Origin of the sequence: Streptomyces sp. NPDC088147 (assembly GCF_044741565.1) — a bacterium.
Lineage (GTDB): Bacteria > Actinomycetota > Actinomycetes > Streptomycetales > Streptomycetaceae > Streptomyces.
In genome coordinates this window covers 502,972-516,398 of sequence record NZ_JBIUSY010000001.1, presented here as the reverse complement: position 1 = coordinate 516,398, position 13,427 = coordinate 502,972, and the positions used below count along the sequence as shown (strand labels likewise).

9 protein-coding genes are annotated in these 13,427 nt (G+C 72.0%); 4 read left to right on the top strand and 5 right to left on the bottom strand.

The genetic code is table 11. The annotated features are described in order from the left end of the window. Nucleotides 1-16: 16 nt before the first annotated feature. The 5 genes from ACIOGX_RS01955 to ACIOGX_RS01935 form a co-directional block, all read right to left on the bottom strand. Nucleotides 17-2,026, bottom strand: coding sequence for a hypothetical protein (locus tag ACIOGX_RS01955; RefSeq protein ID WP_401909429.1), 2,010 nt, complete (start codon nt 2,024-2,026; stop codon nt 17-19). Continuing rightward, on the bottom strand, nt 2,023-3,183 hold the full coding sequence (locus ACIOGX_RS01950) for a VWA domain-containing protein (protein WP_401909426.1): 1,161 nt from the start codon (nt 3,181-3,183) through the stop codon (nt 2,023-2,025). The genes ACIOGX_RS01955 and ACIOGX_RS01950 overlap by 4 nt, the downstream gene beginning before the upstream one ends. After that, a complete protein-coding gene (locus ACIOGX_RS01945; RefSeq protein ID WP_401909423.1) occupies nt 3,180-5,522 on the bottom strand; it encodes a DUF5682 family protein in 2,343 nt (780 codons plus the stop codon). Before ACIOGX_RS01945 ends, ACIOGX_RS01950 begins: the two co-directional genes overlap by 4 nt. Nucleotide 5,523: 1 nt before the next feature. Then, nucleotides 5,524-6,732, bottom strand: coding sequence for an AAA family ATPase (locus ACIOGX_RS01940; protein ID WP_401909420.1), 1,209 nt, complete (start codon nt 6,730-6,732; stop codon nt 5,524-5,526). Nucleotides 6,733-7,037: 305 nt separating this feature from the next. Then, nucleotides 7,038-8,528: a family 43 glycosylhydrolase gene (locus ACIOGX_RS01935; RefSeq protein ID WP_401909417.1), complete on the bottom strand. Its 1,491-nt coding sequence runs from the start codon at nt 8,526-8,528 to the stop codon at nt 7,038-7,040. 151 nt (nt 8,529-8,679) lie between these two features. On the opposite strand from ACIOGX_RS01935, the gene ACIOGX_RS01930 reads away from it, so the two are divergent. The 4 genes from ACIOGX_RS01930 (at nt 8,680) to ACIOGX_RS01915 (ending at nt 13,215) form a co-directional block, all read left to right on the top strand. After that, complete coding sequence (locus ACIOGX_RS01930) at nt 8,680-9,597, top strand: carbohydrate ABC transporter permease (RefSeq protein ID WP_401758885.1); 918 nt, start codon at nt 8,680-8,682, stop codon at nt 9,595-9,597. Then, nucleotides 9,597-10,547, top strand: coding sequence for a carbohydrate ABC transporter permease (locus tag ACIOGX_RS01925; protein WP_401909413.1), 951 nt, complete (start codon nt 9,597-9,599; stop codon nt 10,545-10,547). Before ACIOGX_RS01930 ends, ACIOGX_RS01925 begins: the two co-directional genes overlap by 1 nt. Nucleotides 10,548-10,616: 69 nt before the next feature. Then, complete coding sequence (locus tag ACIOGX_RS01920; RefSeq protein WP_356517491.1) at nt 10,617-11,957, top strand: sugar ABC transporter substrate-binding protein; 1,341 nt, start codon at nt 10,617-10,619, stop codon at nt 11,955-11,957. A 214-nt stretch (nt 11,958-12,171) separates the two neighbouring features. Further along, complete coding sequence (locus ACIOGX_RS01915; protein WP_401909410.1) at nt 12,172-13,215, top strand: MurR/RpiR family transcriptional regulator; 1,044 nt, start codon at nt 12,172-12,174, stop codon at nt 13,213-13,215. Nucleotides 13,216-13,427: the final 212 nt, after the last annotated feature.

Genomic DNA, 13,427 nt, shown 5'->3' with positions numbered 1-13,427 from the left:
ATGTCGTGCGGGCCGGTCACAGCCCCGGTGCCGCCGTTCCGGCGGAGGCGGCCCCGTGGAGCGAGGCCGCGGTGAGGAGAAAGAGATGGGCGTCCGTCCAGTACGGGACGGCCGCTTCGGGCTCGCCCCGGGTGAGCGCCCCGGCGACGGCGCCCACCCGGGCCGCGGCCTCGCCGAGACCGGTTCGCGCCAGGGCCGCCGCGACGTCCTCCAGCCGGTGCGGGTCCGGTCCGTCCAGGTGGCGCAGGCCCCGGTGGGCGGTCTCGTCAAGGGCGTCGACGGCGTCGTCCAGCGCGGCGGTGATCGGGTCGGCGACGGCAGGGGCGGCTGGTGGGGGACCCGCGTGGCCACTCACCGGCGCCAGGTCGAGCACGGTCACGCCGGTCCGGGTCAGGACGGCGATCGGGTCCAGCAGCAGATCGCCGGACGCGGTCCCCGTCACGAAGGCGCTCACGTGGCGGGGCCCGTCCTCGGCCGCGTCACCGAGCGCGGCGGCCAGCGCGTCCAGCCCGCCGGGGCCGTACGGGTTGTACGGCGCCGCGAGCACGGCCCGGTGACCGTACGCGTCATGGACCACCGCGGTCAGGCTCTGCTCGGCGGGGTCGTAGCCGAGGTCCTCCACGGCGTGCACCGCGAAGACACGGACGTCGTCGGCGGCGACCCGGGGCCGGACCAGGCGCGGCGGGAGATCGCGCAGTCGTCGGGCGTGCGCGGCGAAATCGCGGACCAGCAGCGATTCCGGCAGCTCGGTCCAGGAGGTGCCGAGAGGGGAACACCCGGCGGCGACCTGGCGCGAGGCGCCGAGCACCAGGGCGTGCCCTGCGGTGCGGACGGCGTTCTCGGTGACCACCTGGGAGAGGGAGAGCCGGCCGAGGGTGGTCCCGGCGACCCGGCGGGACGCGAGGACGGCGCCGGCCGGGCCGACGGTCCGGCCGGTCCCCGGGGCGCCGGACCCGGACAGCTCCCAGCGGTGGCGCAGCACCAGGACGAGACCCGTGTCGCCGTGGCCGAAGTACACGTCGGCGGTGCGGGAGGTCCGGTCGCCGGAGATCCGGCAGCCGAGGGAGCTGAACCGGGCCTGGCGCATCGGCGTACGTCCGGGGCCGCCGTCGCCGTGGCGGCCGGTGCGGTGCCTGGCGTGGAGTTCGGTGAGGAGCGCGGCGAGCCGTCCGCGGTGGTGGTGGGCGGCGCGCGAGGCGTAGGCGTCGAGCTGGCCGGACAGCTCGCCGAGGGCGTCGGCGGTCCAGTGCAGGCCGTGTTCGGCGAGTTCGTCCCGGAGGCTCCGCAGGGCGGTGCCGAGGGCAGGACCGGCGTGGGCGGCGCCGTCCAGCACCAGCCGGGCGGCGAGTTCCACGGCTGCCGCGGCGGCGTCCCCGGCGTCCCGCCGGCTCGGAGCGGCAGCGCCGACGCGCACCTCGGCCGGAGGGTCTTCGGAGTCCATGGCCAGTGCTTCGCGGAACGCCCAGACGGCGAGTGCCACGGCTTCGCCGCGCTGCTCGTCGCGGCTGTCGGTGAGCGCCCAGGCCAGGGCTCCCGGCACGGTGAACCGCACAGTGGCGGTGGGCAGTTCGGCGCGGGCCTCGTCGTCGGCCCCGGTGGGGTGGACGAGCCGGGCGGTGTAGCCGCGGGCCCGGGTACGGCGGGCCGCCGCGACGGCCCGCGCGCCGACGGCCGTGGTCAGCTCGTCGTCGGCGATGCTCCCGGGCGACCAGGGGGCGGCCGGAGTGTCGGGACGGTCCCGTTCCGGGGGCGCGGCGGACTCCTGGCAGGCCAGGACCAGGCCGATCAGATGGCGGCAGACCCCGGTGGCGGCGCAGGCGCAACTGCCCAGATCCAGCCCGGCGCCCGGCGGCAGAGTCGCCTCGGTGCCATCGGGGTAACGGCCGGTGAGCGTACCGTCCGGAGCGAGGACGACAGTGGCGCCGTCGCCCGCCGCGTGCTCCTTGGCGGCCCGCTTCACCAGGCCGCGGTTGGCGAGCGCGGCCAGTGTCTCCGGAGTCAGGGCCATCAGATCGGCGCGGATCATCGGCCGAGCCTCTCCGCGACGAACAGGGCGAGCTGACCAGGGGTCATGGCCCCCACATACGCTCCGGCGTTCGCCAGGCGCTGGGCCGTCTCACGGTCGTACGCCGGGTTCGCCTCCTCGTCGAGCGCGGCCAGGCCCAGCACGGTGGTGCCCTGTTCGACCAGCCGTTGCACGGTGCGCACCAGCCGGGCGGGGTCGCCGCCCTCGTAGAAGTCGGTGACGAGGGCCACGATCGCGCGGCGCGGGGCGTCGATGAGCCCCTCGGCGTGGTCGACGGCGCGGGCGATGTCGGTTCCGCCGCCGAGCCGCACCCGCATGAGCAGTTCGACGGGGTCGGTGACCTCGTCGGTCAGATCCACCACCGAGGTGTCGAAGGCGACGAGATGCGTCCTCAGCCCGGGGAGCCCCCACAGGGCGGACGCGGTGACGGCCGAGTGGATGACCGAGCCGGCCATGGATCCGGACTGGTCGACGAGCAGGATGAGCTGCCGGCGTTCGAGATGGGGCCTGGTCCGGGAGGTGAACCGCGGCTTCTGGACGATGAGCCGCCGCTCCTCGGGCCGGTAGTGGGACAGGTTCGCCCGGACCGTGGCGCGCAGATCGAAGTCCCTGGCCCGCGGCAGCGCGCTGGGCCGCCGCGAACGGGTGCCGTGGAAGGAACGGCGGATCTCGGGCGTCAGCTTCGCCAGCAGTTCCCGGACGACGGCGTCGACGATGCGCCGGGCCGCCCGCAGGACGTCGGGGTTCATCAGATGCTTGGTGCGCAGCACGGCGCGCAGCAGGGTGGGGTTGGGGGCGACCCGTTCCAGGACGCGCGGGTCGGTGACGATCTCGTGGATCTCGTACCGTTCGACCGCGTCGCGTTCCAGCCGTTCGACGGTCTCGCGGGGGAAGAGCCGGTGCACGTCCTCCAGCCAGTCGACGGCCGTCACGACGGACGGCCCGTGGCCGCCCTCCCGGGAGGAGGGGGCGTCCCGGTGGTGCGGCACGAGGCCCTGGCGTACGCCGCGGCCCTCCTGTTCGGGGTCGCGTCCGTACAGCCAGTCCAGGGCGGCGTCCTGGGCCGCGGCCTCTTCGCCGAGTGCGCCGGTGCAGGCGCCCACGGGGCTGCCGAGGATCAGCCGCCAGCGTTCCAGTCCGGGGTCGGGCGCGCTCATCGGGCCGCTCCGAGCCCGTGCCGGTCGAGGGTGCGCAGCACGTCGTCCTCCAACTGGCGCGCGTGGGCGAGCAGCAGCGGGTCGCCGGTGGTCCGCAGCAGGGACCGGGCGGAGCCGCGCAGCCCACGCCGTTCGAGGAGCCGGTCCGCGATCCGCCGGCGTTCCCGGGGCGGGAAATAGGCGAACGCCTGCCGCAGGGCGGGCAGTCCGACGAGGAACTCGGTCCCGCTCAGGCCGGTCACCAGCGTGTCGAGGGTGGCGAGCAGGCTCCGGGAGTCGTCGCCGGGGGTGGTCAGTTCCTCCCGGGCGAGAGCGAACAGACCGGCCAGCCAGTCGCCGAGAACGGCGGGCCCCGAGAGGGACGCGACCGCCGCCGCCGGGTCGGCGCCGGTTCCCAGGGAGCGGCACAGGCCGAACGCGGCGCCCCGCAGGTCGGCGGGGGCCTCCCGGTCGCCGCTGACGCGCGTGCAGACGGCGACGGCCGCGTCCTGGTCCAGGGTGAGCCGGTCGGCGGCGTGCAGCAGGGCGTCGCGGACGGCGGCCAGGGCGCGCAGCCGTCCCAGATCGGCGTCGGCGGCGCCCCGCACCCCTTCGACCAGCCACAGCACCCGGTGCGCGGCGGCGTCCACGAAGCCCGCGAGCAGCGGATCGCGGCCGACCCCGTACACCCGGTCGTGCCGCCACAGGCCGAGTGCGGTGTGCAGCGCTTCCCCGAGCGGTCCGGGGTCCGCCGACCGGCCGACCGCCGCGCGCAGTTCGGCGAGCAGCGGGCCGAGCAGTCCGGTCACCCCGCAGACGACGGTGTCGAACAGGACACCGGCCAGCGCGTCGGGCGCGGAGCCGCCGGCCCGTATCCGTTCGGCGAGGGCGGCGGCGGAGGCGTCCTCCAGGGTCCTGCCGTGGCTCCCCGCCTCGATGAGGGCGGCCTCCCGGCCGACGGCGGGGCCCGGCTCCCAGCGCTCGGTGTACTCCGGGTCGGTGCCGTGGCCGGGGCCGCGGGTACGGAGGTATCCGGGGACGGCGAGGATCCGCAGCCGGTGCAGCAGCCTGCTGCGCTCACGCCCGGCGGTCTCGGTCAGCCGCAGGGTGACCGGGCCCGAGAAGTCCAGGCCGAGCGCGGCGAGCCGGTCGGTGACGTCCCGTACCAGCGGGGGCAGCGGGGTGTCGGGGTGCAGGCGGCCTGTCCGGTCGCCGCGGCCGGCGGCGACGAGTTCGGCGAGCACCGGATGGGTGCCGGAACGGAGCCGGCCGTGCCGGGTCCACGGCAGTGGTTCGTCGACGGCCTCGTCGAGCAGGGCACCGGCGAGGCCGTCGAAGAGGTCGAGCCTGGCGGGGCGGGTGTGCCCGCGCAGCGCGGCGAGTGCCCCCGCGGCGGCCCGCGCCCCGATCAGCGCGGCGGTGGAAACGTGCACACCGCGGGCGCGGAGCCGTCCGGTGACCGCCCGGACCAGGGCGTCACCCGCGGCGCGCGGACCGTTCTCCCACAGGTCCTGGTGGTAGCCGGGCGAGGGCATGCCGGACTGGTAGCCGGTGAACGCGTCGAGCCGGTGGAAGGAGTAGGGGACGAGATGGCTTCCGGCCTCGGCGTCAGCGGGTGGCCGGGGCACCTCCGGCCCGCCCTGCCGGCCGGAGGTCCCGCCCGCGGGCCTCTCGACGAGGGCGCGCAGCGCCGGCCGGTGGAACCCGCCGGTCACCACCAGCACGGGACGCTCGCCCGCTTCGGCGAGGGAGGCGCGGACCCATCCGGCCATGTACTCCTCCCGCGCACGGTCTCCCGTGTCGGCCTCGGCGTCGCCGCGCAGCACGTCGAAGTAGAGGGCGAGCCGTTCGGCGAGGGCGTCCTCGCCGTCCGGGTCCGGCGGATCCTGCGGGTCCGGTGAGCCGCCCGGGTCCGGCGGGTCGGCCGCTTCGAACAGCCGGTCCCACAGGGCGTCCGCGCAGTCCACACCGAACCTGTCGCGGAGCCGGGCGGACGCCCGTACGTAACGGGCCTCCGCGTCCGCGTACCGGTTGGAGCGTCCCTCGAACGCCGGGTGCCAGGCCGGCAGGTCGATGAAGCGGACCCGGGCGCCCGCCGCCCGGCCCTCGGTGAGCGCCACCCACTCCGGGGAGTACGCGCAGAACGGCGTCCACGACGTGGTGGTACGCACCGCGTCCCGGTAGTGGCTGAACACGGCGACGGGCAGCTCGTGGCCCAACAACAGTTCGTCGAGCCGGTCGTTCATGTCGGCCGGGCCCTCGATCAGCACATGCGAGGGACGCAGCGTGGCGATGGTCCGGGCGACGAGCCGCGCGCAGACGGGCGAGTGGTGGCGTACGCCGAGGAAGGTGGCCGGCATGTCAGCCCGCCAGCAGGTGCCGGGCCGCGTGCAGTTGCCGCCAGGCCCGGCCGACGTGGTGGACGGCCCGCTGCTCCAGGTAGCGGCGCAGCCGGACCAGGTCCTCCGGGCTGTCCTTGGCCGCCGTACCGGCGAGGCAGGTGACCAGGTCGGCGGCGTTGCCCGGTTCGCCGCGCAGGTACCAGCCGCGGACGCCGACCGCGTGGGCGACCGAGACGGCCTCGGCCGTGCTCATCACGGCGGTCATCGTGTCGCCTCCGCCGCTGCCGTCCTCGCCGCCCGAGCGGAGGTCCCGGAACGTGGTGACGAGGACCTCCATGACCTCGGGGTCGGGCGTCACGGTCACACCGGAGCGGCGCAGCAGGGCGGCGGCCTCGGCCTCGACCAGAGCGCTTTCGGTGTCATGGTCGGCGATGGGCAGCACGGTCTCGAAGTTGAAGCGGCGCTTGAGGGCGGCGCTCATCTCGTTGACGCCGCGGTCACGGGTGTTGGCGGTGGCGATGATGTTGAACCCGTGACGGGCGAAGGCCATGCCGCCGGGGCCGGGCAGCTCGGGGATGGTCACGACCCGTTCGGACAGCAAGGACAGCAGGGTGTCCTGTACCTCCAGCGGGCAGCGGGTGATCTCCTCGAAGCGCACCAGCGCGCCGTCCCGCATGCCGCGCAGCACCGGTGCCGGGACCAGCGAGCGGTCGGACGGCCCGTCGGAGACGAGGAGGGCGTAGTTCCAGGAGTACTTGATGTGTTCCTCGGTGGTGGCCGCGCCGCCCTGGACGACGAGGGTCGAGTCACCGCTGACGGCGGCGGCGATCAGCTCGGACAGCAGTGACTTCGCGGTGCCGGGCTCCCCGACCAGCATCAGGCCGCGGTTGGTGGCCAGCGCGACCAGGGCCCGTTCCACGAGCGCGATGTCGCCGACGAACTTGCGGCTGACACCCGCCTCGGCGTCACCGCAGATGAAGCGGCGGGCGGCGCGCAGGCTGAGCGCCCAGCCGGGCGGCCGGGGAGCGTCGTCGGCGGCCCGCAGGGCGGCGAGATCGTCGGCGTACCGGACCTCCGCGGGCGGACGCTGGAGGTTCTCCGGCTCCGTGTGCGCGGTGCCCGGGGACGTACCGCCGCCGGGGGCGGACGCCTGCCCGCCCGGGGGTACGTGAGGGCGCGGCCCGCCGATGCCGTCGCTGCCCTCGCCGTCGTGCTCCCAACGCCGCACCGCTCCTCCGCTCCGTTGTGACCGATGTTGCCGAGGACCATAACCACGACGACTGACAACGGACCGGGACACCCGGACACGGGAAACGGGGTGCGACAAGCCCTGATCATCCCGTTTCGTGCCGATGCTGGGAACCGATGAGGGCCGAGGTGTGCCCCGAGCACCGCCCGACACGGTCCCCTATTGCTCACTTTCTCTGAGCAATTGACGTCGGCACTCGGGGGGAGTGCGTCGCGGGAACGGCCGGGAGGCGGCGCGCGTACCTCGGCGTGTGCGTGTGCGTGTCCGCCGCCCGGCCGGATCGCTCAGCCGGCGCGCCGGACCGACACGTTGTCGATGTTGAGCCACTTGTCCTTCGCGCTGTCCGCCCAGATGCCGAGGTTCGCCCTCCCCGACGTCACGGTGAAGTTCACCGTCTTCGTCGTCCAGGCCTCCTGCTTCGTCGTGAGGTCGGTGCGCACCGCGGACGACCCGTGGTCCTTCACCTCGAAGTAGGCGTTGTTCTGACCGCCGCTGGTCCGGTAGTCGAAGGACAGCTTGTAGGAGCCGTTGGGAAGGGTGACCTGCTGGTCGACCCACGCGGAGTAGGCCGTGTCGTCCCACAGGCTGAGCTGGCGACGGCTGTTGCCCACCGTGGACTCGTCCACGCGAGCCGCGCCCGTCACCTTCCACTGGGGGATCTTGGTGCCGGTGACGTCCTGGTCGAAGCGGCCGTTGGCGACGGGGTTGCCGGTGACCGTACCCGCGGCCGCGTCGACGTCGACGTCGGTGTAGCCGTGCAGACGGGGCACTCCGCCCTCGAACGTCAGCGGGTACCAGGCGTTGCGGCCGATGCCGCCCGGTGCGTGAGCGCCGGGCTCGTAGTACTGCGAGTACCGGTCGCCGTTGTAGAGGTAGGAGGTCCCCTGTGCGCCGACCACCGGGATGATCTGCTCGAACTGCGTGCCGTACGAGTTGTCCGACGCGGGCTGCGTGGCGACGGACTTCCAGGAGTCCTGGCCCCAGGAGCTCATGTCCTTGCTCGTCCGGTACGAGGTCGGCGTGGCGTTCCACCAGTCCATGCCGGAGGCGAACAGGTAGTACGTCGAGCCGGCCTTCACGATGCCCGGGGCCTCCTTGTGGCCCGTGTTTCTCTCGGACCAGACGGCGGGCTCCACCGTGGTCCAGTTCGTGCCGAGCGGCGCCACGTTGACCGTGGAGTTGATGTCGCTGCCCTGGTCCCCCACATAGACGAGATAGGCGTGGGAGCCGTCGACGAAGACCGAATGGTCGCCCATCGTGGTGCCGTTGACCGGGGTGGCGCCGTCCTCCGTCGGCTTGTAGGTGCCGTCGACGGTGGGGCTCGTGGCGAAGAGCACATGGTTGCGCTTCGTCGTGGGGTCGGTGACCTCGACCACGAGGACGAACGTCCCGGTGGTCGGGTTGCGGATGAGCTGAGGACGCCCGAGCCACAGGTTGCCGGTGGCGGCCAGGGGGCCCTCGGTGCCGGACTGGCTCAGGATGGGGCCCTTGAACGTCCAGTTCTCCAGGTCGGTGGAGCTGTACAGGTTGACCTGCTTGGGCTGGCCGCTCACCAGCTTCGTGCCCACCCAGTAGTAGGTCGCGCCGACCTTGAGTACGTTGCCGCCCTGGGCGAGGATGGGGTTCCCGTCGGTGTCGGTCCAGACGGTGTCGTTGGCGATGACGGACGCGGGTCCCGCGGCGTGTGCGGGCAGTGTGAGGGCGCCACTCAGAGTCAGGGCGACGACGGCGGCGGTCAGTGTGGTGAGGTGCGTGGCACGTGCTCCGACGTTCATGGGGCTCCTCTGCCGGTAGGGGTTGGTGAAAAAAATTATCACGCAAGCTATCCAGATGACCCTTGCGTGAAATAAATTTGAGGAGCGGGTTGGCCGTCACCTCCCCGGGGCGCCCATCGCATCAGCACATCCCAGCGGCTCTGGAGTACACATGAAGAAAAGGTCGGCCTCAACGCCGCCCAGGGCGCCGGTCGTCCGGCGGCCCCTGAAGCGGCGGTTGACCGGATGGGCCTTCGTCCTGCCCTTCGCGGTGCCGTTTCTCCTCGCTGTCGTCGCCCCGATCGTCTACACGGCGGGCCTCAGCGTCTTCCAGGAACGGCTCGTCGGCGGTGTCACGTTCGTCGGCCTCGACAACTACCGGGACCAGCTGAGCGACCCGCGGTTCTGGGACGCCGTCGCGCGGGTAGGGCTCTTCCTCCTCATCCAGGTCCCGCTCATGATGGGGTTCGCGCTCGGCGCGGCCCTCGCCCTGGACAGTGCGCGGCTGTACGCTCCCGCGGTCTTCAGGCTCGGCATCTTCCTTCCCTACGCCGTGCCGGGCGTCGTGGCCTCCCTGCTCTGGGGCTACATCTACGGAGCGCAGTTCGGCCTGGTCGGAGACCTCAAGGAGATCTTCGACATCGCCCTGCCCGACCCACTGTCGAGCACACTCATCCTGCCGTCGATCGGCAACATCGGCCTGTGGCTCTACGTCGGCTACAACATGCTCGTCTTCTACGCGGCGTTGCAGGCCATTCCCTCGGAGCTGTTCGAGGCCGCCAGGCTCGACGGAGCGGGCACCTGGCACATCATCACCGGCATCAAGCTGCCCGCCATCCGCCCGACCCTGGTCGTCGCCACGGTCTTCTCGGTGATCGGCGGATTCCAGCTCTTCAACGAGCCCAACATCCTGCGATCCATGGTGCCCAACGTGATCAGCACCGACTTCACACCCAACATGTACGCCTACACACTGTCGTTCGCCGGACAGCAGTACAACAGCGCCGCCACCGTCGCCATGATCATGGGCGTCGTCACCGCGATCGTCGCCTTCGCGGTGCAGCGCCGCGGTATGGGGAGGGCCGTCTGATGCTCACCCACGAACAGCCGGCCGGCGTGGACCGGCGTACCTCCCGGCGCCGCGGAGTCGCGGCGGAACGCGGCCCGGCGTACGGGGCCGGGACCCGCCCCGGGCCGCGACGGCAGCGCTCGGTCGTCCTGACCGTACTCATGACGCTGCCGCTGCTCTACAGCCTGATGCCCCTGGTCTGGCTCGTCATCAACGCGACCAAGTCGCGGGATCAGCTGTTCTCCAGCTTCGGGCTGTGGTTCGGCGGCGACTTCTCCCTCTGGGACAACATCGTCGAGGTCCTCACCTACGACGGCGGCATCTTCGGCCGCTGGTTCGCGAACACACTGCTCTATGTCGTCGTCGGCGCCGCCGGTTCGACCCTCCTGGCGGCGCTCGCCGGATACGGGCTGGCCAAATTCGAGTTCCCCGGCCGCCGGGCCGTCCTCGCCGTCGTGCTGGGAGCCGTCGCCGTGCCCGGGGCCGCGCTCGCCGTGCCGACCTTCCTCCTCTTCGGCGAGCTGGGGCTGACGAACACTCCCTGGGGGGTGCTGATTCCGCTGCTCGTCACCCCATTCGGCCTCTTCCTCCTGTTCAGCTACGCGAATGAGGCCGTACCGAACGAGATCCTCGACGCCGCGCGCGTCGACGGCGCGGGTGAGTTCCGTACGTTCTTCACCGTCGTACTGCGGCTGCTGTCACCGGCGCTCGTCTCCGTCTTCCTCCTGGAAGTGGTGGGCGCCTGGAACAACTACTTCCTGCCACTCATCATGCTCAACGACCCCTCCTGGTTCCCCCTGACCGTGGGCCTGAACCAGTGGAACAGCCAGGGCGCCACCGCGGACGGCGAGGTCGTCACCCACCTGGTCCTCACCGGCTCGCTCCTGACGATCATCCCCCTCGTCATCGTCTTCCTCTGCCTCCAGCGCTTCTGGCGCGCGGGGCTGGCGGCGGGCAGCACCAAGGGCTGACATCCGCCCGTCCACCGCGTGGGGCCCACCACCCCACGCCGTTCACAGAACCAACGACAAGGAAACACCATGAACAGATGGTCGCGTCAGCGCAGAACGACCGCACTGCTGCTCGGCACCGTACTCACCGCGGTGAGTCTGGCCGCCTGCGGCGGAGGTCCGGGCGACGGCTCCGAGACCGAGACGGTCAGTGAGGCGGAGATCCAGAAGGCACTCGACAAGCCGTCGGAACTGACCGTGTGGAGCTGGTCCGCGAGCCTGGCGGATGTCGCCAAGGCGTTCGAGAAGGAGCACCCCAAGGTCAAGATCAGTGTCAGGAACGTCGGCACAGGACCGGCCCACTACACGAAGCTCCAGAACGCGATCAAGGCAGGCAAGGGCGGACCCGACCTCGCCACCGTGGAGTACAGCGCCATCCCGCAGTTCGCCCTGTCCAAGGCGCTCGTCGACCTCAACCGGTTCGGCTTCGACTCCCTGAAGGACGAGTTCACCTCCGCGACATGGGAGGCCGTCAATGTCGACGGAGGTCTCTACGAGCTTCCTCTGAACTCCGGCCCGATGGCGCTGTTCTACAACAAGAAGACGTTCGACACGTACGACATCAAGGTCCCCACCACCTGGGACGAGTACCTCGACGCGGCCCGCGCGCTCCGGAAGGCCGACCCCGACACGTACATCGCCGCCGACAACGGCAACCCCGGGCTCACCGAGAGCCTCATAGCCGCCGCCGGTGGCCGCCCCTTCAGCGCGGACGGTGACAAGCTCACCGTCAACCTCCAGGACGCCGGATCCAAGAGGTACGCCGAGAGCTACCAGAAGCTCCTGGACGAGAAGCTCCTGTCACCCATCGCGGGCTGGAGCAACGAGTGGTACCAGGGCCTGGCCAAGGGCAATATCGCCACCCTGCTGTCCGGGGCCTGGATGGCGGGCACCCTGAAGTCCGGCGTTCCCGAAGCGGCCGGTGACTGGCGGGTGGCCCCGCTGCCCACCTACGGCGGCGAGTACGCCACCTCCGTCAACGGCGGCGGCAGCCTGGCGATGATGGAGCAGAGCGACAACCAGCTCGTCGCCGCCGCGTTCCAGCGCTACGTCAGCGCGGAGAAGGGAGCGGACCTCACCCAGGCGACCGGCTCCTTCCCGGCCCGCGCCAAGGTGCTCGCGTCGGAGAAGTTCCTCGGCGAGAAGGACCCGTACTTCGGGGGCCAGGAAGTCAACCGTGTCCTCGCGGACTCACTGGCCGCGGTACGGGAGGGCTGGCAGTTCCTGCCCTACGACGTCTACGCCCTCAACATCTTCAACGACAAGGCCGGCAAGGCGTACACCGGCTCCACGACACTCCAGGAGGGCCTGAACCTCTGGCAGGAAGACCTGATCAAGTATGGAAGGGAGCAGGGATTCACCGTCAACTAGCCCTGGAGAACGGGTGGTTGGCCGCCGTGTGTACGGCGGCCACTGCCCTGACCGTCAGTGATCGAGTGATGCGGAACCGCGACCGCGAGGAGGGTAGAGTGTCATGAAGTGTGAGACCGGCCGGGGCGATCCCGCTGGCAGACCGACCGAAGCAGCCATCCCGTCCGGCGAGCGTCGAGACCGCCGCGGCCGACCCACAGTGAGGGAGCAGTCCGTGAGCCGCGACTCGGAGCCGACCCGGCGCCCCTCCAGGTCCCGGTCGCCCGAGGACGGCGCACCGGTGTCCCCGGCGAACGGGAAGGGCGCTCACGGCCGCGGAGGCCGTGCCGGAGGGGCCGAGGAGAACGAGAACCGGCGGGTCGGCGGTGTGGGCGAGGCCAGTCCGCTGGAACTGCTGCGATCCGCTCTCTCCGACCTCTCCGGCGCCAGGCTCCGGGTCGCCGAGGTCATCCTGAGGATCCCCGCCGTGGTGGGCCGCAGCTCCATCACCTGGCTCGCCGAGGAGGCCCGCACCTCACCGGCGACCATCACGCGGCTGTCGACGGCCCTGGGCTTCGAGGGTTTCCCCGAACTGCGCGCGGCGCTCGCCCGGGAACACGGCAGGGGCGTCCAGGCCGGCTGGGAGAAGGACATCGGCTCCGCCATCACCCCGGACGACCCCGCCGACAAGGTCCTCAGCACTCTGGCGGCCAATCAGTTCAGCGCGGCGCGCAACGCCATGGCCTCGGTGGACCTGGACGCCATGGCCCGGGTGGCGGACCACATCGTGTCCGCCCAGCGCGTGCAGCTGTTCGGCGAGTGGGGGGACGCTCCTCCGGCGTACGAGCTCTACCTGCGGCTGTTCCGCATCGGCATCCCCGTCTGGTACAACGAGGGGGCCTACTTCGCGCAGGTGGGGGCGAGCCTGCTGACGCCGGGCGACGTGGCCCTGGTCATCTCCCGCTCGGGCGAGAGCCCCATCGCCACGAAGTTCGTCGAGGTCGCCCGCGAGCATGGCGCGATGACCGTCCTCATCACCGGCGACCCGCAGTCCTCCCTGGCCACCGAGGTCGACGTCCCCCTGCGGACCGGCACCGGGGTGGACGGCTCCTGGACGGACTACTTCGCCGGGCGTTCGAGTGACGCCCTCGTCGGCGCGCTGCTGTGGGCGCTCGTCGCACAGCGGGTGCCGGACCGTATCTACGACCGGATGAACCAGAGCGGCCCACCCGAGCCGCGCACCCGGAGCCAGGCCATCTTCGACAACCCCGCGCACTGATCCCGTCCGCCGCGCGACGCGGCGGCGGGACACCGCACCAACGGCCCGCAGCGCGGCCGGGCGACCTCTCCGAGGAGCGTGTCCGCACACCACACGTCGGCCCGGCGCCATATGCGCCACGCCGCCGTAGGCCATCGCCTCCGCACGCCGGGGCCTTCCGTACGCCATTCCCTCCGTACACCGCCCTCGCCGTACGCCATTGCCTCCGCACG

Coding starts and splice junctions, on each gene's coding strand:
- ACIOGX_RS01935 (WP_401909417.1), bottom strand. CDS start 8,528: ATGAACGTCGGAGCACGTGCCACGCACCTCACCACACTGACCGCCGCC.
- ACIOGX_RS01930 (WP_401758885.1), top strand. CDS start 8,680: ATGAAGAAAAGGTCGGCCTCAACGCCGCCCAGGGCGCCGGTCGTCCGG.
- ACIOGX_RS01955 (WP_401909429.1), bottom strand. CDS start 2,026: ATGATCCGCGCCGATCTGATGGCCCTGACTCCGGAGACACTGGCCGCG.
- ACIOGX_RS01920 (WP_356517491.1), top strand. CDS start 10,617: ATGAACAGATGGTCGCGTCAGCGCAGAACGACCGCACTGCTGCTCGGC.
- ACIOGX_RS01950 (WP_401909426.1), bottom strand. CDS start 3,183: ATGAGCGCGCCCGACCCCGGACTGGAACGCTGGCGGCTGATCCTCGGC.
- ACIOGX_RS01925 (WP_401909413.1), top strand. CDS start 9,597: ATGCTCACCCACGAACAGCCGGCCGGCGTGGACCGGCGTACCTCCCGG.
- ACIOGX_RS01945 (WP_401909423.1), bottom strand. CDS start 5,522: ATGCCGGCCACCTTCCTCGGCGTACGCCACCACTCGCCCGTCTGCGCG.